Below are 26,761 nucleotides of genomic sequence, written 5' to 3' on the forward strand. Positions count from 1 at the left end.
ATTCCAGATTGTTTTGTTAATTAAAACATAGACCATATATTGTTTTGTTAAAAACGGATATAGGCTTTTTCAAATTTTGTATTGTATGAATTTCTCTTTTTCAAATTATCAAAGTGAAAATTTCTTCGATGAAATGTTTTCCCCCGACGGACAGACGCGCCCAGGGTACGAGCATTTGAAGAGCAAATTTGAAAATCTGACCCACGAAGACCTTACCAATCGCCAGCTTGCTACCGAGCGGGCGCTGCTTTCGATGGGAATTACTTTCAATGTCTATTCCGAAGGAGAGGGGACGGAGCGAATTATGCCGATCGATATCATTCCGCGCGTGCTGCCCAATGCAGAGTGGGAGTGGCTGGAAAAAGGCTTGAAGCAACGCATAAAAGCGTTGAATATGTTTATCGATGACGTTTACAATGAACAAAATATTCTCAACGACGGCGTCGTACCGCGCGAGCTGATCGAGTCGAGTAAGTGCTTCTTGAAACCCTGTCTTGGACTTAAACCACCCAAAGGTATCTGGTGCCACATTACTGGTACTGACCTGATCAAAGGTGACGACGGTACTTTCATGGTTTTGGAAGATAACCTCCGCTGTCCGTCAGGTGTATCCTATATGTTGGAAAACAGGGAATTGTCCAAGCAGATTTTCCCGGATGTTCTGGCAAGAACGGGCGTAAGGCCGGTTTCCGATTATCCTACTCGCCTGCTGCAAATGCTGCAGCACCTTGCCGACCGTCCTAACCCGACTGTGGCGGTTCTTACGCCAGGCATCTATAATTCAGCGTATTTCGAGCATTCGTATCTGGCTCAACAAATGGGCGTTGAGCTGGTGGATACGCGCGACCTGGTAGTTTCCGACGGTTATGTAAAAATGCGGACTACCAGCGGGTTACAGATTGTGGACGTGATCTATCGCCGGATTGACGATACGTTCATGGATCCCGAAGCATTTAACCCTGATTCGCTGATAGGTATCCCCGGTATTTTCGAGGTTTACAAAAAAGGTCGTGTGGCACTTGCAAATGCGCCTGGTACCGGTGTGGCCGACGATAAGGTGGTGTACGCCTATGTGCCGCGTATCATTAAGTACTACCTCAATGAAGAAGCCATTATCCCGAATGTGCAGACCTACATTTGCGGCGAAGAGGAAGATTTCAATTATGTGCTTGAAAACATCAGCGAGCTGGTTGTGAAGGAAGCCAACGAGGCCGGCGGTTATGGTATGCTGATCGGGCCGAAAGCGACGGAGCAGGAACATGAACTTTTCAGACAAAAAATCCGGAATAATCCGAGAAACTACATTGCCCAGCCTACCATATCTCTCTCCCGCGTACCTTGCATGGTCGACGGCCACGCAGAGGGCAGGCACGTGGATTTGCGCCCGTACATCCTGTATGGCGATGATATCAGCGTAATCCCTGGCGGGCTGACGCGGGTTGCATTGCGTAAAGGTTCTTTGGTTGTTAACTCGTCACAAGGTGGCGGAGGTAAGGATACCTGGGTCTTGTATTGATTTATTACCACAGTTACTGGCAGGCTGTTGGTGATAATTGGTTCGAATATTGAACCGCGTTTGAATCATGCCTGTTAATCGTTAAGTAACTTAAATGGTAAAGAAATGCAACGCGAGGTAACCGGTTGGTATAGTCCGGCGCTAAATGAACATATGGATATTGCGGTTTACGGACATTATGGGTTTGCACTCCTGCTGATCCCGACTGCCGCTTCAAATTATATGGAGTATGAGGAGAATGGCCTGATTGAAAGTATCCGTCCGTTTATTGATTCCGGAAAAGTCAAAGTCTATTGCATTAACAGCATTAATTCAGAAAGCTGGCTAAATCCTTACATGCACGGTTATGACAAGGCAGTAAGGCACCAGTTGTTTAATGATTATGTGATCAAAGAAGTAATCCCATTTATTAAGGATACATCCAGCCAGACTAACGAGATCATCGCAGGCGGCGCATCTTTTGGTGCAATGCATGCAGCTAATCTCTTTTTCAGGCACCCGGATTACATTCACGGGATTATCGCCATGAGCGGTTGTTATGATCTGAGTGTTTACACCGACGGATATTATGATGACAATGTGTACTTCAACTCGCCTGTCCATTATCTGCCGCAACTGAAAGCAGAATGGCATTTATCCATGTACCGCGACAGTCGCCACATTCATTTTATATCGGGCTCGGGTGCGTATGAGGTGCCGGAATATTCACGACAGATTTCGGCTATTTTAACCTCGAAGAATGTTCCGCACGAATTGGATATCTGGGGAACTGACATTCCACACGAATGGTGGTCCTGGAAGAGAATGCTTCCTTATTACCTGGAAACAAGGTTTTAAATATGAAAATGTTTCGGGCAAACAGGCGCTTGCCCGAAACATTTCATTTATGCTCCCTCGAACTGTCTGAGAAAGCGCACGTCATTTTCTGTAAATAAACGCAGGTCATTGATCCCGTATCGCAGCATCGTAATACGCTCGATACCCATTCCGAAAGCGAAACCTGTATACTCCTCACTGTCTATCCCGCAATTTTGCAGCACATTCGGATCCACCATGCCTGATCCTGCGATTTCTACCCAGCCGCTGTACTTGCACACATTGCATCCTTTTCCTTTACATATAAAGCAACTTACATCAATCTCGGCACTTGGCTCGGTAAATGGGAAGTAGGAGGGACGAAGGCGTATTTTTGAATCTTTACCAAACATCTCCTTTGCGAAATGATAAAGTGTGTCTTTCAGATCTTTAAAGCTCACATTCTTATCTACATACAAACCTTCAACCTGATGAAAAACGCAGTGGGCGCGGGCAGAAATGGCTTCATTCCGGAACACGCGACCAGGCATGATCGAGCGGATCGGAGGTTTTTGCCGCTCCATTAAACGTACCTGTACATTAGATGTATGGGTGCGGAGCAACACATCATCCTTCACTTCACCTTCGCTTTTGGATATAAAAAAAGTATCCTGCATTTCACGGGCAGGGTGGTTATCGGCAAAGTTCAATGCGCTGAAATTGTACCAATCTTTCTCGATTTCTGGTCCGTAAGACACATTGAAGCCCATTCTTTCGAAAATTTCGATAATGCGGCGGCGTACAATGGTAAGCGGGTGCAAACTACCCTGTAAGTTGGGCACCACAGGAAGGGTAAGATCGATCACCATTTCAGGATTGGCGTCCGTCGCATTTTCCAATGCAACCGAAAATTCCTGAAAACGGCCCTGCGCAAGGTTTTTCAGGGTATTAAGTTCCTGTCCGACCGCGCGCCTTTCTTCCGGCGCTATATTTTTCAGTCCGTCAAACAGCTCGGTAACAACTCCTTTTTTGCTGATATATTTTAACCTGAAAGCTTCCAGCTGTTCTTTATTTTCAACTGTGACTTTCTCAATTTCCGATACTAGTTCTTTTACCTTTTCGGTAATCATAACGCATTTGATGTTGTTGGTAACAGACTTATTTATCGCCCGTTTTGGCAAAACTGACTGGCGAAATCATGGTAAAGATAATCAAAGTTCAGGCGCGTGTAGACTGGTAATCGTGCTTCATTGCCGATTTCATGCGTTCAGAGCGTAAAATGGTGCTTTTTAGGACTACGTAAAATTACGCATTTTGCTAAGGTCTGTTACGTCATTTCACCTTTCGATCAATGGTAAGTACCTTTAAATCAGTGAATTGAAAAATGACACGTAGTTCTACGTATTTTATTTGAGCTGCACTATTGACTAATTTTGAATCAACAATCAAACATTATTAGTCATACGTTACCATGAAAAATTTCACATCATTTACTCGTTCCAACATTTCTGAAAGAACTTACAACGACAGCCGCAACTCCATTTCGGTACAATCAATGGGGCGGACTATCTTTTTGACTCCCGACGTGATCACCTTCCTGGAAGGTGAAGGCAACTATACATTTATATATACAAACACCGGCAAGAAATATCTGGTGTCAAAAACATTGAAATCACTTGCAGAGCAGCTTAATGCTAATTTCATGCGGGTACACAAATCTTACCTGGTTAACTCGGATTACATTGTAGAGAGACTGGAAGACGATCGTATGCTGAAATTATCCTGCGGAAAAGAAGTAGCGGTTTCACGCAGAAAGATCAAAGAAGTAAGTGGTATTCTCAACCACAACAGTCTGCGCATTACCGCATAACTGTTAAGATTTTGGTGAATTAAATTAGTGGGTTATTCATAAAAACAGCAGCCATCGCTTGATCGAAGGCTGCTTGTTTTGTTTTAATGAGTGAATGATTGAATGAGTGAATGAGTGAATGATTTGTTTTGAGCACGGAATGATCTTGTTTATAAGCTCATTCGCTCACTCATTCATCGACTAATAAATCCTTCATTCTAACATTCGTTCATTCACTCATTCGCTCATTCACTCATTCAAAATTAAAACAGCTTCAATCCCAGCGTTACTTGCCAGGAACTGATCTTCTGTTTTACATCTCCTCCCTGACCATCGGCATTGAATGAGGCCACATTGGTGAAAGATCCTTCCTTGCGCACATCCAGACTAAAACTTCCCAGATCAAGTCCGCCGCCGAGCTGGTACCCGAAAGTCGCCTGTGACAGTGCATTGTTCAGATCAGACGTGTAATACTTGAATGCATCCCGAAGCTTCTGATTATCGCCGATCCGGAATGAGGTAACCGGGCCAGCCAGTATTCGGAAAGGTCCACCCTTTAAACCGATCAAAAGCGGCACATCGATGTTGCTGTATTTGATATTGATTGTCTTGGAAATAGGCTGTTCTTTATCCATTTCAACAATTTGAAATGATCCTCCTTTTGTAGACACCAAAACTTCCGGCTGAATAAAAAGTGTGCGGCCAAAACGTGCATATATACCTCCAACTGCACCTGTTTTTGTGTCAAAACTTTGTTTAAGGTTGTCCCTCACCGCCTTCCCGTCATATCCCAGGTAGGGATTTCCTGCGTCGTCATACCGCGTTGTAAAAACATCTCCCATCGTGAGGCGTGATAAATTCACCCCTCCTTTGATACCGAACGCGAAACCTTTTTTCTGAGCTTGTGCTGATCCAATCGCAACAATGCATAACATACAAATACAAGCTACTTTTGTCAGGATGTTCATGGATAATATCATTTTTTAAGTAAGACGGATAATAACGCCGAAAAACAAAAAACTATACCTTACCTACATTCTTTTTGATTTTGTGGCTTAAACATCCAATTTTCGATTTCGGATCGATATTATCAGCTTAGTTGTTATACACTTACAAATTAGATTATTCTACTTATGGCCAAAGCCAAGACTGCCTACTTTTGTCAGGAATGCGGGTACAATTCACCAAAATGGGTGGGGAGATGTCCATCATGCGGTGAGTGGAACACGTTTGTTCAGGAGGTGATTGAAAAGGAAGATCCGAAGACGGCGGTTTCCTGGAAGTCGGTGAACCTGGCCAGCAGGCCGCGCGCCATTTCAGAAATCGAATATCAGAATGAGCCGCGCATTAAAACCTCGGACGAAGAATTGAACAGGGTGCTTGGCGGCGGTATCGTGCAGGGTTCTTTGGTACTGATCGGAGGAGAACCCGGTATCGGCAAGTCTACCCTGATGCTGCAAATCGCATTGACACTTTCGAATAAGAAAGTACTCTATGTTTCGGGTGAAGAATCCGATCAGCAGATCAAAATGCGGGCCGAGCGAATGGACGCGAAAAGTGACAAGTGCTACATTCTCACCGAAACTCATACACAGAATATTTTCCGGCAGATCGAAGATTTTCAGCCCCAGGTTTTGATCATTGATTCCATTCAAACCATGCAATCGACATACATAGAGTCGGGCGCCGGCAGTGTGTCGCAGGTTCGGGAGTGTACTGCCGAATTTATGAAATATGCCAAAGAAATGGGTGTGCCTGTTTTCCTCATAGGGCATATTACCAAGGATGGTTCATTGGCCGGACCCAAAGTATTAGAACATATGGTCGACACAGTTTTGCAATTTGAAGGCGACCGGCATAATACTTACCGCATCCTGAGAACTGCAAAAAATCGCTTTGGAAGTACCTCAGAGCTGGGCATTTATGAAATGCACGGAACTGGTCTGCGGCAGGTAAGTAATCCTTCCGAAATACTGATATCACAGCGCGAAGAGCCCGTTAGCGGAATTGCAATCGGTTCGATGATGGAAGGCAACCGTCCTTTGCTGATTGAGATCCAGTCCCTGGTGAGTGTGGCCACTTACGGTACTCCGCAGCGAAGCAGCACGGGCTATGATGCGAAGAGATTGCAGATGTTGTTGGCTGTACTTGAAAAACGGGGCGGGTTCAGGCTTGGTACGCAGGATGTTTTCCTGAATGTAGCCGGCGGATTAAAGGTGGAAGATCCTGCGATTGATCTTGCCGTTGTGGCGTCACTTGTATCGTCTTATGAAGACAAATATATTCCGCCGTCGGTGTGTTTTGCCGCAGAGGTTGGTTTGGGAGGAGAGGTAAGGGCGGTGAATAGAATTGAAAACCGGATTTCGGAAGCGGAAAAGCTGGGATTTAAGAAAATGTATATCTCTAAATACAACAGCAAGGGGCTTGAATTGAAGAGAGGAAACATTGAAGTGATCCCGGTAGCGCACCTTGATCAGCTTTTTATGTCTTTGTTCCTGAACGAACATTAACAGGATTTACCGCATTTTGGCATGTTTAACCAGATACGCCATTAGAATGGGATCAAAACCCTGCGCAATGTCAGCTTCAATGAAATCGATTTTGTACTGACCGCATTTGAGTTTGAGTTTTTGGTAAAAGTCACTGACAAACTCTTTGTAAGAATCGCGGACCTGATCAGGCTGGACCTTGATTTTCTCGCCTGTTTCAAGGTCTATAAATTCATAGGGGCGGTTTTCAAAAGCGAAGTTTTCCTCTGTTTTTCTGTCGGTCACATGAAAGAGCAATACCTCGTGTAGATTGTGGCGTAAATGCTGAAGAGAGGAGAATATTTTATCAGCGTTTTCCAGATTGTCGAACATATCACTGAAAATCACCACGAGTGAGCGTTTATGGATCTTTTCGGCAATCTGGTGGAGTACTTCGGATACTGAAGTTTTGAGAAGAGGCCGGCTGCTTGTAAGCTGGTTTTCAAGTTCCAGCATGATCTTGTGAACGTGTGAGGGAGTTGACTTGACAGCTGTCTGCACTTCGATTTGCTCCGAAAATGTGCAAAGACTTACTGCATCTTTCTGACGTTGAAGCAGATACGTCAAACTTGCCGCTGCCATCACACTGAATGTCATTTTACCAAAATTCTCTTCCGGGTAGTACATGGAAGAGGAAGTATCCAGTAAGATATGGCAGCGGAGATTGGTTTCTTCCTCGTACCGTTTTACATATAGCCGGTCGGACTTTGCGAAAACCTTCCAGTCAATATTTCTGGTTGATTCTCCTGTATTGTAGAGTTGATGTTCTGCAAATTCCACAGAGAAGCCGTGGAACGGAGACTTATGCAAACCGGTTATAAATCCTTCAACGAGCTGTTTGGCAAGGAATTCAAGATTTCCGAATTCTCTTACTTTGGCTAAATCAAGCTGCCGGTTGCTCATTGAAGTTTTACATTATTGTTTGCCTCTCATTGCGATCACTTTGCCGGATTTGGGATCAATATGTTCATTGGATTCCAGCAGTACCATTCCCTCCATTCCTACAACGCGTACTGAAACAGCTGCTACACCTTTTGCAACGATACCGAGCAGCCTGGCAGCTTCCTTACTCAGGTCAACGATCCTGTTGCGGGAGAATGGACCTCTGTCGTTTACTCTGACGATCACTTTTTCGTCATTTTCAAGATTCGTGATTTCCAGCATCGTATTCAGCGGATAACTCCTGTGTGCGGCTAACAATTCAGTGCTTTTGTGCACTTCTCCGAAAGAAGTTTTTCTTCCATTAAACATTGACGCATAATAGGAAGCGTGACCTGTTTCTGTTTTGCCTAATTTGACCTGAGCGAAAACTTCAGGCGAGGCAGCGAATGCTAATAAGATGAGAATCAGAATCCGACGATAAGTCATATCTCAGGATTTAAGTGAAACATAATAAGGAAAAAACGCCCTTACTTGATACTTGTTGCCCGGTTCTTCGTAGGAAATGAAAGACCAGGAATTTCAAATGTAATGGAAAAAGATGAGAAATGAACAAATGTTAAGGTTAAAGTACAACTGAAGAGTCGAATAGTGTAGTTGTAGCCCGCGCGCTCTTTAATATGTCTTTGTTTTTTTTGTTCGCAGCAATAAACGTTTTATTTTAGCGTTTGAAAACCTATTTAAAACTAAACATAGTGGAAGACAGAGAGCAAATCTACTCCAAAAGGGTTAGGGCGGGAAAACGGACTTACTTCTTCGATGTTCGCTCTACGCGATCTAACGATTATTATCTCACCATCACTGAAAGCCGTCGCCACCCACAGGGAGACGGATTTACGTACGAAAAGCACAAGATGTTTTTGTACAAAGAGGACTTTGATAAATTCGTGGACGCTTTGAAAGAGGCCGTTGACCACGTGAAGACAGAGTTGATGCCAGAAGTTGACTTCTCTCAGTTTGAAACCAAGGCCGACGAGGTGGATGTGGTTGGAGAGTCGGATCTTAAGTGGGATTAAAAACATTACATGAATAGAAAAGCCTTTGCAATCAATTGCGAAGGCTTTTGGTTTTTGTACTCGCTAAATGGTAATTTTGCAAAAAATTTAATTTAGCAGACAGGAGTTCTTTGCTTTCCAACAAGAAGAATGCCTGCTATTCACTGCATACTTCTTAAAATATGAGTCTTCAATGCGGGATCGTCGGGTTGCCAAACGTAGGTAAATCCACTCTCTTTAATGCGATTTCTACCGGCAAAGCCGAAGCAGCCAACTATCCATTCTGTACAATTGAGCCCAATGTAGGTGTTGTTACAGTTCCTGACGAGCGTCTGGAAGTTCTTACTACACTTGTGAAGCCTCAAAAGGTAATCCCCACAATCATTGAGTTTGTGGATATCGCCGGTCTTGTAAAAGGTGCCAGCCAGGGCGCAGGGTTAGGTAACAAATTTTTGGCCAATATCCGCGAGGTTGACGCGATTGTGCACGTGGTCAGGTGTTTTCAGGATGAAAATGTAGTGCACGTGGAAGGACGGGTTGATCCTGTTTTTGATAAAGAGATTATCGACGCGGAACTGCAGCTGAAAGATCTTGAGTCCATTGAGAAAAAGATCCAGCGTACTGAAAAAGGCGCCCGCGCAGGCGACGCCAAAGCAAAAGCTGAATTGGAGTGGTTGAAGAAATACAAAGCCACGCTTGAAGCCGGTAACAATGCAAGAAGTGTCGAGATAGACGAAGAAACGAAAGAGGCCGTAATCGGCGATTTGCAGCTGTTAACAGCAAAACCTGTTTTGTATGTAGCCAATGTGGATGAAGGCTCGATGCTTACTGGTAATGAATATTCCGAAAAGCTGAGAGAGACTGTGGCCAAGGAAGGTGCGGAAGTGATCGTGCTTTGTGCTGCCATCGAATCGCAGATTTCAGAAATAGAAGATCCTGAGGAACATGAAATGTTTCTGGGTGAATACGGATTGAAAGAATCGGGGTTGAGCAAGCTTATTAAAGCTTCATATAAGCTGTTGAATCTGATAACCTATTTTACTGCCGGTGTGAAAGAAGTTCGCGCGTGGACAATCGTGAAAGGCTGGAAAGCACCGCAGGCCGCCGGTGTCATCCATTCGGATTTCGAAAAAGGTTTTATCCGCGCGGAAGTGATCAAGTTAGCCGATTACGAGCAATATAAGACGGAAGCGGGAGTGAAGGAAGTTGGCAAAATGGCAGTAGAAGGAAAGGAATATGTTGTTGCCGACGGAGATATCATGCATTTCAGATTTAACGTCTAGCTATTTATAAATTCATATAAATTCAAAAGAAAAGAGCAGCCGGATAGGTTGCTCTTTTCTTTTGAATGCTATCTGCGCCGATTCCATTCCACTGTGCGGTAACCTACCAGTAAATCGGCCCTGCCGGCCGGTGGGCGATGATAGATCAGAATATCGTAGTCGTTTTCCGTAGCTCCGTAATTTCCTTCAATAAATGACTCGTCCGGCTTCCCATTGCCTGTTTTCATGATGTAGTCGTAGTTGATTACGCCCTGTTTCAGCATGATTTCCGCTTCGTAAGCCTGCGTGTCCGCATTGTAGGTCATTTTGTTGCGTTCATTCAGCTGCCAAAGATTAAATGCGCCATTTACATAAAAAGCAGCATCAGGTTCTTCGGCTATTTTCAATGTGAAAAATACCGGCGTATAATCAGCCTCCACACTTCCCCGACCAGATTCTCTTTGATCTACAATATAATTTCCGTTAAAATCATCGACCTGAATGTAAGCGCCACTTGACCTTGGTTTATCAGGAAACAGGTGCAGACTTGTAAATTCATTGGTACGCTCCATTTCATTAATCCCGAAACCTCTCGCGGATAGCGTCCGGCTGTCGAAATAACGGAATTCATTACCCCCCGGAAACGTATTTTCAAGATCGAAAAAAGTGTATTCAAGCAGCCGGTCAAAGGGCTTTACGCTAGTGGGTTTGAAGCCGCTTTTCATCTGGTCAAACCGGAAGTTTTTGCGGATAAATACTCTCAGATCAGTCTGTGGGGCAATCAGCTCGTATCCCTTGTAATCTACGGAAAAGTCAATCTGCTGATCAGAAAATTGCTCCTGAATGCCCTGCGAGAACCTTGCTTTTGCATTGATACTTACCCTGTTCTCAAAAAGCATAAATCTCCTGCTCAAAACGGGTTTTCTGTCCCTGTCTGAATATACATAAATCACATAATTGCCTGACAGCTTCAATCGCGGCAATTCGAGCCGGTAATGAAAATAGGGCACTTTGGTGCTGAATGCCTGTTCGGGACTATTGACAGGGTATTCGTTGAATTCATAGGTGAATTCAATATCATTCAAATTCGACTTTGTCCAATCTGCATTGCAATGGACAATTTTGGCCCGGTAACTATTGAACTCTGCGGACAGATCATCAAATTCCAGAACAAACGGCGAACCGCCATTGAGCTGCTTAACCGGTGGCGTGAGCAGGCGCGTAGGGTTCTCGGGATCTTCCAGCGCCGGGTATAGTAAAACCGTCCGGATTTTTTCATCATAGATATAGTCTTCCAGACGCAGCCAATTCGGCTGCGCCTGTGCCTTTAAGGCACATATGGTAAGACAAATTACAAGCAGTAGTCGCATTGGAGATTTTTGAAATAGTAACGTTACTTTTCGGGTCAAGGTACGTATAGTAAGTAAAAGTGATTTGAACATTATTAACTATTTTTGTTTACACACGTATGACAGCACAACCTATCACCATGTATTCAGCAGAAGAGTATCTCGAACTAGAAAGAGCCGCAGATTACAAAAGCGAGTACTACCGCGGGGAGATTTTTGCAATGGCCGGAGCCGGGCGGAATCACAATCGTATTAAGGAAAACTTGTCAATTGAAATTGGGTCTTTCCTGAAAGGCAAGTCCTGCCAAAGTTTTTCCAGTGATATGCGGGTGCATATTCCGGAAAGTACATTGTACACATACCCGGACTTACTGATTTTATGTGGAAAGGCAGAATTTCTGGACCGGCACACTGATACCCTGCTCAATCCGTCTGTAATCATTGAAGTGTTGTCTCCAAGCACCGAAAGCTATGATAGAGGTAAGAAGTTTCGATTTTACCGCGGCATCGACTCGCTGGTAGAATATATCCTGATAGATTCCACCGAGCTCAGCGCAGAAGTGCATCGTAAAGAAACCGGTGATGTTTGGGTTCTTTCGTCTGCTGCATATGATCTAGAAAGCAGCATTGAAATCAGCCAGGTAGGTCTCACGTTGAAGATGTCCGACATCTATTCTCAAACGGAAGGCATATTCTAAGTACAAAAAAGGAGCTATTTCTAGCTCCTTTTTTGGATAAGTTTATTTTCCTGCAAGCTCTTCCACTTCCATCATCAGGTTTTCCCAATCCTCTGTGGTTTTTTCCAGCTTTTGTTTGATATCGGCATAAAAGCGGTTCATTTCGGCCAATGCAACAGAATCATTGTAAATCGTCGGATCTCCCAGCTTTGTTTCTGTTTCCGCTTTGCGGATTTCCAGATTGTTGATGGTCGATTCCAGTTCTTCGATCTGTTTTTGCGCTTTTTTCAGCTTGGCTGCATCCTCACTCGAATGCGGTTTGGGAGCACTCTTTGCAGGCGCAGCTTGCTGTGCAGACTTCTGAGGAGGCGCGCTGCTGACAGTTGCTTTCTCGCTCACAGCAGATTGCAAGCCTCTTTCTTCAACCCATATTTCATATTCCTGATAAGTACCAGGATATTCTTTGATCTGATGATCTTCAATGTACCAGATCTTGTTTGCAATGTTTTCAACGAAATACCTGTCGTGGGAAACGACAATGTAGCTGCCTTCATATTGCTGCAAAGCCTGGATCAGGATATTGACAGACTGCATATCCAAGTGGTTGGTAGGCTCATCGAGCAGCAGGAAGTTAGCCTGTGACAACAATACCTTCGCCAATGCAACCCGCGATTTCTCTCCTCCCGACAATACTTTGATTTTCTTGAAAACATCGTCCCCGGTGAACAGGAAGCAGCCCAGTACAGTCCTGAGTTCGGTTTCTGTTTTGGTAGGGTTCGCATATTTCAGCTCCTCGATCAGGTTGTGTGCAATATTCAACGATTCAAGCTGGTGCTGCGCGTAGAATGTAAACGATACATTGTGTCCCAGCCTTCTTTTGCCTTCAATAGGTTCAGTACCTGCAACAACGCGGAGTACGGTGGATTTCCCACGACCATTTGCTCCGATCAATGCAATTTTATCGCCCCGCTCCATACTGATGTTGGTGCTGTCCAAAATGACCTTCTCTCCGTAAGCTTTGGACGCGTCTTCCAGCTGAAAAACGTGCCTGCCGGGTTGGGTAGTGAATTGAAAACGGAAATGGACTTTCGCATTCTCGTCAACCACCGCATCCACAACTTCCATTCTGTCCAGCGCCTTTACACGGCTTTGTACCTGACGCGATTTGGTCGCTTTGGCTTTGAACCGCTCGATAAAACGCTCAGTCTGGCGGATTTTAGCCTGCTGGTTCTCGTAAGCGCCCCGCTGAATTTCATTACGCTCTTCTTTTTCTTCCAGATAGTAAGAGTAATTCCCCGCATAGTAGATCAGCTTTCCACCTGATACTTCTATGGTCGTGTCGATTGTATTATCAAGAAATTGCCTGTCGTGGGAAACAACGATCACAGCTCCTTCGTAAGACTGAACATATTTTTCAACCCATTGAATCGAGGGTAAGTCAAGGTGGTTGGTTGGCTCATCGAGCATGAGCAGCGAGGGTTTTTGCAAAAGCAGTTTCGCAAGCATTACACGCATTCTCCATCCACCCGAAAATAACCTGAGCGGCTGGTTCAGATCGCCGGTGGAAAAACCAAGTCCTTCGAGTATCGCTTCCGCCTTCGATTGAACAGAATATCCGTCGAGCGCCTCGAATTCGTCCTGCACTTTCGCCAGCTTGTCTACCAGCGCATCTGTATAATTATGCTCCATATCGTGCAAAATCTTGTCGATCTGCACTTGCAATTGATTTTGTCTTTCGAAAGCCTGCATAGCTACCGAAAGTATAGAATCGTCACTTTGGTAGGAAAGCAGGTCCTGGTTCAGAAACCCGATTGTGCAATCACCTGACTTGGAAATATGTCCCTCGTCGGGCTGGAATTCTCCATTGATCATTCGCAGGAGTGTCGATTTTCCTGTTCCGTTCAGACCAATGAGGCCAATTTTCTGTTTCGGCTTTATATGCAGCGATGCACCGTCGTAAAGTGCTCTGTCGCCAAGGAAATAACTGATGTTGGTAATTGCGATCATAGTACAAAGTTACACGGAAAGAAGCAGATAGTAAAAGTAGGATTGTTGGAATAGTTATAAACCGGACCCGACAGGTAGAATCCAAACTTATTTTATAGTAAATTTGATTATAATCCATTCATCCAAACAACAGGCCGTGAACGAGCTTTTCCCTATTTTTATCAAGCTTGAAAACCTGCATACATTGATTGTAGGGGGAGGTTACGTGGGGCTCGAAAAGATCACCGCAGTACTGGACAATTCACCCCGGGCTACCATCACACTTGTAGCGCCCGAGATCCGGCAGGAGATTGCCGACCTGGCTGCGGAAAATGCAAGAATCACATTGATCAGGCGCGTTTTTGAAGATCAGGATCTTGACTATAAAGACCTGGTTATTGTGGCTACGAACGATAAGGAAGAGAACAAGCGTATCTGGAATACGGCCCGGGCGCGGCATATACTCGCCAATGTGGCCGATACTCCCGCTATCTGCGATTTTTATCTTTCTTCGGTTGTCAGAAAAGGGAACCTGAAGGTCGCTATTTCAACCAATGGAATTTCGCCTACTCTGGCCAAAAGATTAAAAGAAGTGCTGGGAGAGGCGCTTCCAGACAACTTGGAAACAGCAATGCAGCAATTAAAGGAAGTCAGGGATATGCTCAAAGGGGATTTCGCCTATAAGGTCGACGAGCTAAACCGCATTACCTCTGTTTTGACAAACCCGGTAAAAAGTGCTGAAAACAATTTGGAAAGCGATAAATAACGCCTCTGATGGTTACAATAAATCTTGCGCTAAATTGTTTTAATAAAGATCTTTATACCAGTACTTACCGCACCCTCTAAATCAGTTTCAGTTTCTGCGTACCCCGGATTATTAACTCCGGAACTGAAATTCCATTCATCGTTTGCATACTCTTGCCGAAAGCGAAAAATTGAGTTCGTTTTTTAAGACTATAATATGTATTATTGAACATACTAATTAACCAACGCCGAGCAGTCGGAAGCCCTTAATTTTTGAGATAGACTTATACACAAACATATGGATCGTTTTTACCGGAACAGTGGCCAGGGTCGGCTTTCGTTGTGGCTTCTTGGTGTTTTCTTCTTTTCACTCTTTCTTTTTTCCCATTCATCGTCTTCTGCTGCGCTCGCTTTTGAAGTGAGAGGTATTGTCAAAAGCAGTACCGGTGAAGTGTTGATCGGTTCTACGGTGCGCGTCAAAGGCACTCAGAAAGGGACGGTTACCAATGAAAGGGGCGAGTTTGTTATTTCTGATGTGAATGAAGGTGCCACGCTGGTCGTGACGATGATCGGGTTTTTACCAAAAGAACTTCCTGCCGCACGTAATATGACGATTGAGCTGGCTGAGGATGCAGTTGGTTTGCAGGATGTGGTCGTAACCGGTTTTCAGCAGATCGACAAGGATAAGTTTACGGGCTCGGCGGTTACGCTTAAAACAGACGATGTAAAAATCGACGGACTGCCTGACGTGAGCCGGATGCTCGAAGGCCGGGCTGCGGGAGTTTCCATTCAGAATGTATCAGGTACTTTCGGAGCAGCGCCCAAGATCAGGATCCGCGGCGCCACTTCTTTGAATGGAGATAATAAGCCACTTTGGGTGATTGATGGTGTCGTTCAGGAGGATATTGTGAATATTTCAAATGACCAGCTTTCCAGTGGCGACCCTACTACATTGCTGGGTTCGGCAGTAGCGGGACTTAATCCCAACGATATTGAAACCTTTGACATCCTGAAAGATGCCGCTGCGGCTGCATTGTACGGAGCCCGCGCAATGAACGGGGTAATCGTGATCACTACCAAAAAGGGAAAGAGCGGCAAGCCGGTGATAACTTATTCGGGTAATTTCAGCACGCAGCTTACGCCTTCCTACCGCAATTTCAACATCATGAATTCTGCCCAGCAAATGTCGGTTCTGGGTGAATTGGAGCGCAAAGGATACCTGAATTCGGACATTCTTTCCAAGCCTGATTTTGGTGTTTATGGCAAATATTACAACTCGCTGAATGGAGACAGTCAGGGTAATTTCCCGATCCCGAATACGCAGGATGCCAAGAAAAACTACCTGCTGAGATATGCCAAAGCCAATACTGACTGGTTTGATGTACTCTTCAAGCAAAATTTCATCCACGAACATTCGCTCAGCGTTTCATTTGGAACAGATAAATCAAGTTCGTACGCATCAGTAAGTTATCTCGATGATAATGGCTGGACCATCGCCGACAAGGTGAAACGCTACACATTGAACTTCAATAATACATACCAGCTTTCTGACAGGTTAAGTGTGGGCCTCACGACCCTCGCTTCCGTGAGGAGGCAGCAGGCGCCCGGCTCGCTCAGCCGCAGAAGTAATCCCGTGGAAGGTAAGTTTGACAGGGACTTTGATATCAATCCATTCAGTTATGCATTGAATACCAGCCGCACCTTAACTGCATACGACGAGAATGGCGATCTGGAATACTTCCGTAGAAACTTCGCGCCTTTTAATATTGTATCCGAGCTCGCCAATAACAGGATCAACCTGAACCTTGCGGATATCAAACTTCAAGGGAACCTATCCTACAAGCTTACAGACCATATCAGCTACGATTTCCTGGGTGCATTGCGCTACATTCAAACGGGCCGCGAGCATATTATTACCGAACATAGCAATATGGCGAATGCCTATCGCGCTGCTGATAACTCTACGATTGCTCTGGCCAATAAATACCTGTATACTGATCCTGATGTGCCTAATGCTTACCCGGTGATTGTGTTGCCAAGCGGAGGTTTTTACAACCGGAATGAAGATCAGATGCTGTTTTACAACATCCGGAACAATTTCAGGTTCAACAAAATGCTTGCGGAAAGGCACCAGATTGACCTGCTCGCCGGTCAGGAGATCAAGTACACAAACCGCCAGAATTCAAATAATACGGGATATGGATTTCAGTATGACCAGGGAGGAACTCCATTCGTAGACTACCGCATTCTGAAACAAACCATTGAAACAAACTTCCAGTACTACGGAATGCGCATGGATTATGAGCGTTTCGCCGCATTCTATGGAAGTGCGGGGTACACGCTTGACGATAAATACAACTTTACCGGATATATCCGCTACGATGGTTCCAATGGTTTTGGTAAATCGGCAATCGCACGCTGGCTGCCAACCTATACCATCGCGGGATCCTGGAATTTTGACCGTGAAAACTTCATCAAAGGCTTCAAATGGCTAAGTATGGGGAGATTGAGGGCCAGCTACGGACTTTCAGCGGATACCGGCCCTGCCACAAACTCTGCTGTTTTGTTCCAAAGCATTATCACCAGGCGACCTTATGCTGATGAAAAGGAATCGGCTATTGCATTGTCTTCACTTGAAAACACCGAATTAACCTGGGAGAAATTGTACAGCGGGAATGTAGGACTTGATCTGGGGCTGTTTGCCAACCGTGTTAACCTGACTGTTGATGGTTATTTCCGGAACAGCTTTGATCTGATTGATGAGATAAAAACATCAGGTATCGGCGGACAGATTTACAAAGTCGCCAACTATGCGGATATGCAGTCTTACGGCGTTGACTTTTCCCTAGACGGGGTTTTGTACAAAACCAAAGATTGGGATTTCAGATCTAGAATCACAGTGGGTTATGCCAAAACCCACATTACCAATGTTGATAACTCGCCCGGTATCTTTGATTTGGTAAAATCAGAGGGTGCAAATGTAAAGGGCCGTCCCGTGAGGAGCCTTTTTTCCATTGACTACCGCGCATTAAACCCGGAATCGGGTGTTCCGATCTTTGTGAACGAAAATGGCGAGGTCAATTCAGATGTTTATCTGCAGGATCAGAATGTATCTTATCTGAAATACGAAGGCCCGGTGGATCCACCTGTAACTGGCGGGTTTAACAATACCCTTGCTTATAAAAACATTACGCTCAATGTGTTTTTAACCTATCAATATGGTAACAAAATACGCCTGAATCCATTGTACAAGGCTGCATTCAGTGACCTTGATGCAATGCCCAGAGAGTTTCTGGATCGCTGGCTGATTCCCGGTGAAGAAGGTGTGACGCCAGTAGCGTCAATTCCTGACAAGTTAGAAGCTCAATATCTCGCAGGTACCTATCCTTATAATATTTACAATTACTCAACTGAGCGCGTGGCGAAGGGAGATTTTATCAGGTTGAAATCCGTTTCACTATCCTATAAAGTTCCCGTTTCCGTTGCCGGCAGATATGGTCTCAAAGGAGCAAGTATCCAGCTGTCGTCGATCAATCCCTGGTTGATTTATGCCGACAAGAAGTTAAAAGGGCAGGATCCCGAATTCTTTAACTCGGGCGGGGTCGCTCAGCCCATTCAGAAGCAGTTTACAGTTGCATTGAAACTGACATTGTAACGGGGACTTAGACTAAGATTTTGATTCAAGATATTTCATATGAGCACATACAAACTTTTCAAATACCTGAGCCTCGTCTTCCTGGTCATTATTTCGGCTGGTTGTGAAGACTTCCTGTCTACCGAGCCGGATAGCACGCGCGCTTTGATCAATACGCCAAAGCAAGTGTCACAGCTGCTTACTACTGCTTATCCGCAGGGTGGTTATGTGGTGTTTGCGGAAACAATGAGCGATAATGTAACGGACAAGGGAACAGGACAGGATGACAAGGTCAACCGGTTTTCGTTCCTGTTTGAAGAAGTGGAGGCAACTGTTGATGATCAGGATTCACCCGACCAGTACTGGGCAGAATGCTACCGCGCCATTTCCGTAGCAAACGAGGCACTCGACATTATCAGCAAGGCTGAAAACCCGGAAGAATACAGCGCGCAAAAAGGGGAGGCGCTGGTCGCACGTGCTTATGCGCATTTCATGCTTGTTAACTTTTTCAGCAAATTTTACGATCCTGCCCAACCAAATACCGACCCGGGGATTCCTTATGTAACCGAGCCCGAGCGTGTGGTGTTGAAACAATATGAGCGGAAAACGGTTGCTTATGTTTATGAAATGGTAGAAAAGGATTTGCTGGAAGGGTTGCCGCTGATCAGCGACGGATCTTATACTGTACCTAAGTACCATTTCAACCGTGCAGCTGCCAACGCATTTGCAAGCCGGTTTTATCTTTTCAAAAAAGACTACCAAAAAGTAGTACAATATGCGAATGCAGCGTTTCCGGGAGGGAATATTGGTGAGAACCTGCGGCCGTGGAATACGACCTACAAAAGTTTGTCACCTGCTGAGCTGTACAACACCTACTCCCGCGCCAGCCAGAATGCGAATTTGCTGCTGGCAGAAACCTCGTCTTTGTACGGCAGGTACGTGGCCCAATATCGTTACGGTATGAATTTCAGGAAGTGGCAGGAAGTTTCAGAAGGGGAAGGTATTATTGGCGGCAATGCAAGCTGGGCTTATCCATTGTACACTCAGGGCGATAACAACTATTTGATCCCGAAGCTGAATGAGTATTTTGTACGTGAATCCGTAAATGCGGAAATTGGCTTGCCTTACGTAATGCTGCCGTTATTTACAGCAGAGGAAGTTTTATTCAACAAAATTGAGGCAAATGCGTATCTCAATAATACAAACGAGAGTATTGCCGACCTGAACCTGTTTGTGAGCAAGCGGGTAGCTAACTACAATCCCTCTACGCATACGGTAACAGCTATAAGAATGCGCAATTTCTTCAATGTGACTTCTACGCGTTCAGCGATCGTGAATACGGTCCTGGCTTTTAAAAGGGTCGAATTTGTACAGGAGGGAATGAGGTGGTTTGATTTGCAGCGATATGCGATACCCGTGGAGCATGAAACATTCTCAGGGCAAGTGATTGCAGTTGCCGGCAATGATCCGAGGAGAATTTTGCAGATTCCGCAATCGGCAACTTTGGCAGGTTTAGAACAGAATAGCAGATAATTGACACATACAATGATCACAAAGGTATTATCAAAAATATCCCTGGCCGGAATGCTGGCGCTCAGTACGCTGCTTACCTCGTGTAAGGAAGAGGAAATCGGCGAAGTGGAAGATATTCCCGGACTGGGCGGTGACGAATGGGTTCAAGGGCCGGTGGACAAGTGGATACTTGATAGTCTTACCACACCTTACAATATCTCTGCGAAGTATAAGTGGGACCAGTTTGAGTTTGGTAATATCACCAAAACGCTCGTGCCGCCAGATGAAGCCCAGGTAGTTCCGCTGTTGAGCACAATCAAGAAAGCTTGGACGATTCCCTATGTTCAGGAAGCCGGGAAAGTGTTTTATAACCGGTTTTCTCCCAAGTTCTTCATTTTGTCAGGCAGCAACGAGTACAATGCAGAAGGCTCTGTCACGCTTGGTACCGCGGAAGGTGGTCGCAAAGTGGTTTTATTTGGGGTTAACCTCTTTAAAATAAAGGGAATGCAGGGGTACAATGCAGCCCGGGATTCATCTTTTGTGAAAGACTGGTTCCTGCATACGATCCACCACGAGTTTGGTCACATTCTTCACCAGACCGTACTTTATCCCGTGGAATACCGCAATATTACGAAGTCGCTGTATCAGGGAGGAAACTGGATCAACTGGTCGGATGCCGATGCGCGACGCGACGGGTTTGTTACTGCTTACAGCTCGCTTAATTTTGATGAAGATTTTGTGGAAATGATTGCGATGATGCTTACGGAAGGAAAGGCAGGTTTCGACAAGATCGTGAATTCCATTCCCGAAGGAACAAGTCCGCACGGAGTGACCAAGGCGCAGGCACAAGCTTCACTCCGGCAAAAGGAAGCGATTGTGGTGGCATATTATAAGAATACCTGGAATATAGACTTTTACAGCCTGCAAAAAAGGGTGCGGGGGTCGATGAACCAACTTTTTTAGGATTGATGAAAAAAATCGTTTTATATCTTCTGGTTGCGTCGGTGGGCCTTTTTTCCTGCGAGAACAGCGACGATACATTGTTTGAAGAATCAGCCGATACACGTCTGAATGCAGCCCTGGCTTCTTACCAGAAAAAGCTGGTGGAAGCGCCTTATGGCTGGAATGCTGTGATTTACCCGGCGGGTGGAGGCAGTTACGGATTTTACTTCAAATTCAATGATCAGAACAGGGTAGTCATGTATTCGGATTTTTCAGCTGCTTCTGCCGCAACTGCCAAGGAAAGCAGCTACCGGCTCAAAGCAATGCAAACGCCTTCGCTGATTTTTGATACCTACTCATACCTGCATGTCCTGGCTGATCCTGATGAAGAGGTAAATGGCGGAACAAGGGGCGAAGGATTACAATCTGATTTCGAATTCAGCATATTCCCGGACTCGCTGGGGGAAGATCGGGTTGCATTTGTAGGTCGTAAAAACCAAAGCAGGCTGGTTCTTACCAAAGCTACGCAAGCCCAGGCGGCCGCCTTTACCAATGGAGATCTTGCCAAAGCATTGCTTTTCAATAATATCGCCAAATACCAGGCCTACTTCAAAAGGATCATAGTAGGAAATGTCACTTACGAGGTGACACCCAATTTGAAAGCACGCACCATTAAGCTGACCTGGCTGGATGGGAGTACGCCAAAGAATTTTACCACTGGCTATTATTTCAGCGGAGGCAATCTTGTCTTCCTTAATCCGCTCGTAAATGGATCGCAGACGATTAATGGATTCAATAATTTCAGCTGGACCGAAAGCACAGTTCAGTTAAAGTTTAATGCGGGAAACGTAGCTACAACCGTGCAAAGTGCTATCAAACCGCTCGCGGTAGATCTGGCAGCTTCAAGAAGATGGTGGCAGGAGCCAATCGAATCAGGGGGCGACTGGCGGACCAGGGATGTTTTCCATGTTAACGGTGTAGATGACGCACTTGGAGTAAAAGATGTAAAGTATGGAGAGAGTATATATGCCTATTTCACTTATCAGCCCGGGGTTGACAACAGATATGATATTTTTGGGCCGATTTTTCTTGGCGAAGAATCGTACATTTTTGATTACGCCTTTGCGCCTGCCAGACCTACCTTTACCGCTGACGGCCGGATAATATTCAAAGAATATGCGAAGTTTGGAGCGGTTCCCGCAACTGGTCCAATCGCCAAAACGGCTGAGCTGTTATACGAGCCAAATGGATTCTATCTCATTCAAACTTCGGAAACAACTTATGATATGGTAAGTGCAAAGGATGCGAAAGCCTGGATCAGCTGGCAGTAAGATATTCAGTTTAGAGGACCAACAAAAAAGCACTTCGTTGAGAAGTGCTTTTTTGTTGGTAGGTGTGGCTATTCGGGATTAATATCCTTCGTTTTGCACCAGCTTTTTATTTACATCGATCTCGCGCTGCGGAAGCGGCAGGATCAGCCTGGGTGAATCGTAAGGTAGCGCGCCTACATTGCCTTTGTTACGTTTGATATCGTGCAGCATGTGGCCTTCAAATGCAAGTTCCAGGTGTCTTTCCTTCAAAATGGCAGGTAGAGTCAATGTTGTCAAATCCTTTATACCTGCACGTTTGCGAATCCGGTTGACATCAGCAAGCGGAGTTGCGCCCACAGCTGTTCCAAGACGGAAATTCGCTTCCGCGCGTGTCAGGTACATTTCTGCTGAACGGAATTGCAATACATTGCCAAACTGATCAATGTGCTTCTGCGTGTAAGTATTAATGGAGCTTACAAAAAACTGACCGCGTACATCGCCTGCTTCGTACAGGTTGCGGTGCCGGGGAAGTACCCTGATATCACCACGTCCGGAGCTGCCCGGAATATCGTCGATCGTAGCGCCGAAGTAGGTGTTCAGGTCATTGATCCCGTCCTGCTGCGTTACAACCATCGAGAAAATGTACTCTCTCGGATTAGCTCCTCCATTTCTCATGAAAGTGTAAAACAATGAATTAAAGTCAGTTGCAAGAGGATACTCACCTGATTCAATGATTTCATTCGCTTCGTCACGCGCCTTTGCAAAATTGGATTGCATTAAATACACACGGGAAAGCTGGGCTGCCGCGACATATTTATTGGCGTAAATGGTGTTACCCTCAGGGAGAAGCGACTTTGCCGCATTCAGATCTTCCAGAACCTGCTGGTAAACTTCCGCAACTGAATTCCGCGCAATCTGATCTGCTTCTGTTACCACGCGTGTTGGTTTGAGTACAATCGGTACACCTGGATTTTGGGCTGCATCTCCATCGCCCCAGGCTCTTGCAAACAGCCTTACGAGATCGAAATAAACAGAGCCACGGATAAACCTGGCTTCTCCTTCAATGCGTGCACGTTTGTCTTCATCCACGATATTCAATGCAGAAAGCACATTGTTACACCGGTTGATCGTCACATAGGAATCTCTCCATGTAGCCAGTGAGGTTACATTCTGTGTGGTAATTTGCTTGTTGTACATTTCAAGCAAATTTTGGAAAGTTCCACCAAAACCCAGCTCATCACTGTTACCAAGCAGTTCGGAAGAATATTGGAAAGCACCTCCGTAAACATCAGGATCCTGCAATGCATCATAGGCGCCGATCAGCGTCACCTCTACGTCGCGGGAAGTACTTAGCGCAGCTTCCTCGTCAATACTTTGAGTTGGGGCAACGTCGAGTCTGTTGTCACAGGCTGTCAGTAGAAAAGATCCCGCGGCAAATACCAGGGAGTATATATATGTTCTTTTTTTCATAATTCAGATGAATTGATAAGCTGAATGCGATTAAAAACCGACGTTGATACCAAACATGATCGTGCGTGGCTGTGGTGCTGTATAAAAGTCATTTCCCAAAGCAAATTTTGTATCTGCCTCGGCCAGATCGTCCGTGTTAACTTCGGGGTCCCAGCCTTTGTAGTTGGTAAATGTCGCCAGGTTAAGTCCTGATACGTAAACACGCACACGCTCCATTTTGATTTTGCTTGTAATGCTCGAAGGCAGGTTGTATCCCAGTGTCACCGAGCGCAAACGCAGATAAGATCCGTCAAGAATGTAGCGCGTAGACGCCTGGTTTCCATTTCCACGATAAAAACGCGCCTCAGGAACATTCGTGTTCGGGTTTTCAGGAGTCCATGCATTCATCTGGTCGGCAGTCTGGTTATCCTCATAAATCCCGTTTGCAGAAGAATACTGGCCTACTCCGTAGAAATTGATCTTGTTACCTGCAACTCCGTTAAAGAAGACATTCAGGTCCAGCCCTTTGAAAGAGAATGTATTGGTAATACCACCCACAATTTTAGGGTTTGGACTTCCTGCTGCAATCCTTTGAGCGCTGTTATACAGGTTGTTGGTAACTGTGCCGCGGGGGTCGTTTTCTGTATTTTTGTAAAAAAGGGCATCGCCGTTTGCAGGATCAACACCAGCATATTCCACTGTGTAAAAAACGCCAACCGGCTGACCTTCCATGACGCGGTTCATATTGCGGATACCGCCTTCAATAATCTGTCCCTGAATGTCAGTAACCTTGTTTTGGTTGGTCGCAAAATTGAGCGAAGTATTCCATTTAAACTTGCCGATCAGGTTTTGTGTGTTCAGTACAAATTCAAAACCTTTATTTTGCAGCTTGCCTACGTTGGCCACCTTGGTAGAGAAACCGGTTGTTGCAGGAACGTTCACCGCAAGCAATAAGCCTGTGGTTTTCTTTTCGTAATAGTCAATCTCTCCATTGATCCGGTTGTTGAAAATACCGAAGTCGATACCCAAATCAGCTTGCCTGGTTGTTTCCCATCTCAGGTCAGGGTTTGCCAGTTGTGAAGGACGCTGTCCGGCTGCTCCTGCATAACCTGCATCACCCGAAAACAAACCCAACTGCGGAAAGTCGCCGATTTCAGAGTTACCTGTTGAACCATAGCTCCCTCTCAGTTTCAGGAAGCTGAGCGTAGCATTATCTTTCAGGAAGTTCTCTTCTGTAAGCACCCAACCCGCAGAGACTGACGGGAAAAATCCATAACGTGAATTCACACCGAAACGGGAAGAACCATCTATCCTCGCGCTGGCAGATAGCAGGTACTTGTCAGAGAACTTATAGTTTACCCGGAGGAAGTACGAAAGGAAACGGTAGTTGGTTTCGGATGAGCTACCGCCTGATTTCGTAGCCGCACTCGCGATCTTTTTGTATGAATTGGAAGGGAACTGGGTTCCTTCGACAAAGTTCTCCCTGCTTTGTGATTGCTGGTAAGACATACCTAATGTACCGTCGAAAGTATGGTTGTTCACCACCTTCTCGTATGAGAAGAAGTTGTTGGTATTATAGTTGGTGATAAACGTTGCAAAATTCTCACCCAACCCGGCAACCGCTGTACTAACGTTTCTGATATTCTGCGTTTGGTAGTAACTCTCTTCGTTCTGGTTCAAAATGTCAATTCCCAGCTCACTTCTGAATCTCAGGCCAGGTACCAGGTTAATCTGCGCGTATGCATTGGTCAGGTTCCTGGAAGTGGTCGCAACGAAGCTCGCATATTTGATGGAGATCATCGGATTGAAGTACAGCGGCACACCAACTTCTCCAGGAGGCGTACCCGTAGGTAAGCCCGTTTCAGGGTCATTAAATGGTGTCAATGGTGTTAATGCCGCCATTTGCAATGGATTAGAAAACGCATTGTCACCCGGCAGGCGTTTGTTTACCGTTCTTGCCAGACCCATTGAAAGTCCTACCTGTAACCATTTATAAGCCTGGTGGTCAAGGTTGATGCGACCTGAAAGGCGATCCAGCTTGTTTCCTATGATGGTTCCTTTTTGATCAAGGTATTGGCCGGAAATGAAGAATTTGGTTTTTTCATTACCTCCATTCATTTGAAAATCGAGCTGCTGCTGGGGCGCTTTCTGGAAAGCCTGATCCTGCCACAGGTATTCTTTCTGATCAGGAGTACCGTACGTTCCAAGGCTATAATTATCTAAAAATCCACCTTCACCCAGCATGTATTGCGTGTACGAGTCAGGATCATTCGGGTCCACACCGTCAATGCGGTCGCGGTTTTTAGCCGCCATTGTATAGAATTTCACATACTGTTCCGCATTCAGGAAGTCAACCCGGCGGGTGGCTTCCGAAGAACCGATCTGGTAATTAACACTTACATTGGTTTTTCCAGCCTTCCCTCTTTTGGTCGTGATAAGTACCACGCCGTTTGCTGCACGTGAACCGTAAATAGCTCCCGCAGAAGCATCTTTGAGGATTTCGATGGATTCAATATCGTTGGAGTTGAAGTCTGCGAGCGGGTTGGTTGCCCCACCGGTGCTATTGCTTACATCGGAGGTAGTTACCGGCATTCCATCGATCACATAGAGTGGCTGGCTACTTGCGCTGATAGAAGAATTTCCACGCACCCGAACATTGATCGCCTGTCCAAGCTTCCCTGTTCCGCTGTTTACATATACACCTGCTGCTCTTCCCTGCAATGCAGCGTCGACACTTGCAACAGGCATATTCTGGATTTCGGTACCCTTCACCTGGGCGATATTTCCCGTCACATCACGCTTGATCTGTGAACCAAAACCGGTAACAACCACCTCGCTCAAATTGCGGGTATCGCTCACCAGCTTTACATCGATCACACTTTGGTTACCAACAGCGATCTCCTGTGAGGTCATTCCCACAAAGCTGAAAATCAAGATGGATGAAGAATTTGGAACACTGATGGAATAATCTCCCTGTGCATCTGTCTGCGTCCCGTTGGTGCTCCCTTTCACCTGTACGGACGCCCCCGGTAGTCCCGAGCCGTCGTCGCTTGTTACTTTTCCTGTGACTCTAACATCTTGGCCGTTTGCTGACACCCATGCAATCACACAGAAAAAAAATGCAAATAGCAGAATTTTTTTCATAACGATAGGTTTGGTTATTTATATAATTGATAAAACAAATATATCGTTAATGAAAGTTGTACCAAATTTTGTTAGGAAAAATATGGGATTTTAAGCAAAATTTGCATATTAGGATTTTGGTAAAAAATAG

At 45.4% G+C, this 26,761-nt stretch carries 20 protein-coding genes; 12 read left to right on the top strand and 8 right to left on the bottom strand.

Features of this window, described 5'->3' with window-relative positions; genetic code table 11:
• Window positions 1–85 precede the first annotated feature (85 nt).
• Both AC1XTG_RS16380 and AC1XTG_RS16385 read left to right on the top strand, forming a co-directional pair.
• Window positions 86–1,516 (top strand): circularly permuted type 2 ATP-grasp protein, encoded by a 1,431-nt coding sequence (locus AC1XTG_RS16380; protein WP_056280970.1) that lies wholly within the window; start codon window positions 86–88, stop codon window positions 1,514–1,516.
• A 105-nt stretch (window positions 1,517–1,621) separates the two neighbouring features.
• Window positions 1,622–2,353 (top strand): esterase family protein, encoded by a 732-nt coding sequence (locus AC1XTG_RS16385; RefSeq protein WP_056280972.1) that lies wholly within the window; start codon window positions 1,622–1,624, stop codon window positions 2,351–2,353.
• Window positions 2,354–2,400: 47 nt separating this feature from the next.
• On the opposite strand, the gene pheS is transcribed toward AC1XTG_RS16385, so the two are convergent.
• Window positions 2,401–3,441 (bottom strand): phenylalanine--tRNA ligase subunit alpha, encoded by a 1,041-nt coding sequence (gene pheS / locus AC1XTG_RS16390; protein ID WP_484842675.1) that lies wholly within the window; start codon window positions 3,439–3,441, stop codon window positions 2,401–2,403.
• Window positions 3,442–3,782: 341 nt separating this feature from the next.
• Between pheS and AC1XTG_RS16395 the strand changes: the two genes are divergently transcribed.
• Window positions 3,783–4,181: a LytR/AlgR family response regulator transcription factor gene (locus AC1XTG_RS16395; RefSeq protein ID WP_056280973.1), complete on the top strand. Its 399-nt coding sequence runs from the start codon at window positions 3,783–3,785 to the stop codon at window positions 4,179–4,181.
• Between the two features lie 242 nt (window positions 4,182–4,423).
• Here AC1XTG_RS16395 and AC1XTG_RS16400 read toward each other — a convergent pair whose 3' ends face one another.
• Window positions 4,424–5,128: a porin family protein gene (locus AC1XTG_RS16400; protein ID WP_056280975.1), complete on the bottom strand. Its 705-nt coding sequence runs from the start codon at window positions 5,126–5,128 to the stop codon at window positions 4,424–4,426.
• A gap of 165 nt (window positions 5,129–5,293) precedes the next feature.
• Between AC1XTG_RS16400 and radA the strand changes: the two genes are divergently transcribed.
• Window positions 5,294–6,670, top strand: coding sequence for a DNA repair protein RadA (radA, locus tag AC1XTG_RS16405; RefSeq protein WP_484842676.1), 1,377 nt, complete (start codon window positions 5,294–5,296; stop codon window positions 6,668–6,670).
• Window positions 6,671–6,676: 6 nt separating this feature from the next.
• Here the strand turns inward: radA and AC1XTG_RS16410 are convergent, their stop codons facing one another.
• Both AC1XTG_RS16410 and AC1XTG_RS16415 read right to left on the bottom strand, forming a co-directional pair.
• Window positions 6,677–7,591: a DUF58 domain-containing protein gene (locus AC1XTG_RS16410; RefSeq protein WP_056280980.1), complete on the bottom strand. Its 915-nt coding sequence runs from the start codon at window positions 7,589–7,591 to the stop codon at window positions 6,677–6,679.
• 12 nt (window positions 7,592–7,603) lie between these two features.
• Complete coding sequence (locus AC1XTG_RS16415; RefSeq protein WP_031526096.1) at window positions 7,604–8,056, bottom strand: septal ring lytic transglycosylase RlpA family protein; 453 nt, start codon at window positions 8,054–8,056, stop codon at window positions 7,604–7,606.
• 239 nt (window positions 8,057–8,295) lie between these two features.
• Here AC1XTG_RS16415 and AC1XTG_RS16420 point away from each other — a divergent pair, with 239 nt between their 5' ends.
• Entirely contained in the window at window positions 8,296–8,643 is a 348-nt protein-coding gene (locus AC1XTG_RS16420; RefSeq protein ID WP_031526095.1) for a DUF3276 family protein, read from the top strand.
• Between the two features lie 161 nt (window positions 8,644–8,804).
• A complete protein-coding gene (gene ychF / locus AC1XTG_RS16425) occupies window positions 8,805–9,905 on the top strand; it encodes a redox-regulated ATPase YchF (protein WP_056280982.1) in 1,101 nt (366 codons plus the stop codon).
• A gap of 68 nt (window positions 9,906–9,973) precedes the next feature.
• Here the strand turns inward: ychF and AC1XTG_RS16430 are convergent, their stop codons facing one another.
• Window positions 9,974–11,254: a type IX secretion system plug protein gene (locus AC1XTG_RS16430; RefSeq protein WP_484842677.1), complete on the bottom strand. Its 1,281-nt coding sequence runs from the start codon at window positions 11,252–11,254 to the stop codon at window positions 9,974–9,976.
• A 98-nt stretch (window positions 11,255–11,352) separates the two neighbouring features.
• On the opposite strand from AC1XTG_RS16430, the gene AC1XTG_RS16435 reads away from it, so the two are divergent.
• Entirely contained in the window at window positions 11,353–11,931 is a 579-nt protein-coding gene (locus AC1XTG_RS16435) for a Uma2 family endonuclease (protein ID WP_056280985.1), read from the top strand.
• Between the two features lie 42 nt (window positions 11,932–11,973).
• Here the strand turns inward: AC1XTG_RS16435 and AC1XTG_RS16440 are convergent, their stop codons facing one another.
• Window positions 11,974–13,917, bottom strand: a complete 1,944-nt coding sequence (locus AC1XTG_RS16440; RefSeq protein ID WP_056280988.1) for an ATP-binding cassette domain-containing protein — start codon at window positions 13,915–13,917, stop codon at window positions 11,974–11,976.
• A gap of 136 nt (window positions 13,918–14,053) precedes the next feature.
• On the opposite strand from AC1XTG_RS16440, the gene AC1XTG_RS16445 reads away from it, so the two are divergent.
• The 5 genes from AC1XTG_RS16445 (at window position 14,054) to AC1XTG_RS16465 (ending at window position 22,059) form a co-directional block, all read left to right on the top strand.
• Window positions 14,054–14,662 carry a precorrin-2 dehydrogenase/sirohydrochlorin ferrochelatase family protein gene (locus AC1XTG_RS16445; protein WP_484842678.1) on the top strand — a complete coding sequence of 203 codons (609 nt, stop codon included), beginning with the start codon at window positions 14,054–14,056 and terminating at the stop codon, window positions 14,660–14,662.
• 276 nt (window positions 14,663–14,938) lie between these two features.
• Entirely contained in the window at window positions 14,939–18,295 is a 3,357-nt protein-coding gene (locus tag AC1XTG_RS16450) for a SusC/RagA family TonB-linked outer membrane protein (protein WP_484842679.1), read from the top strand.
• 39 nt (window positions 18,296–18,334) lie between these two features.
• A complete protein-coding gene (locus tag AC1XTG_RS16455; RefSeq protein WP_484842680.1) occupies window positions 18,335–19,807 on the top strand; it encodes a RagB/SusD family nutrient uptake outer membrane protein in 1,473 nt (490 codons plus the stop codon).
• Between the two features lie 12 nt (window positions 19,808–19,819).
• Entirely contained in the window at window positions 19,820–20,749 is a 930-nt protein-coding gene (locus AC1XTG_RS16460; RefSeq protein ID WP_484842681.1) for a zinc-binding metallopeptidase, read from the top strand.
• Between the two features lie 5 nt (window positions 20,750–20,754).
• Window positions 20,755–22,059 carry a DUF4302 domain-containing protein gene (locus tag AC1XTG_RS16465; RefSeq protein WP_484842682.1) on the top strand — a complete coding sequence of 435 codons (1,305 nt, stop codon included), beginning with the start codon at window positions 20,755–20,757 and terminating at the stop codon, window positions 22,057–22,059.
• A 78-nt stretch (window positions 22,060–22,137) separates the two neighbouring features.
• Here AC1XTG_RS16465 and AC1XTG_RS16470 read toward each other — a convergent pair whose 3' ends face one another.
• Together AC1XTG_RS16470 and AC1XTG_RS16475 are read right to left on the bottom strand one after the other, a co-directional pair.
• Window positions 22,138–23,508, bottom strand: a complete 1,371-nt coding sequence (locus tag AC1XTG_RS16470) for a RagB/SusD family nutrient uptake outer membrane protein (RefSeq protein WP_484842683.1) — start codon at window positions 23,506–23,508, stop codon at window positions 22,138–22,140.
• A 30-nt stretch (window positions 23,509–23,538) separates the two neighbouring features.
• Complete coding sequence (locus AC1XTG_RS16475; protein WP_484842684.1) at window positions 23,539–26,631, bottom strand: SusC/RagA family TonB-linked outer membrane protein; 3,093 nt, start codon at window positions 26,629–26,631, stop codon at window positions 23,539–23,541.
• Window positions 26,632–26,761 lie beyond the last annotated feature (130 nt).

The organism is Dyadobacter sp. HNCC25DJ183, from assembly GCF_056895175.1.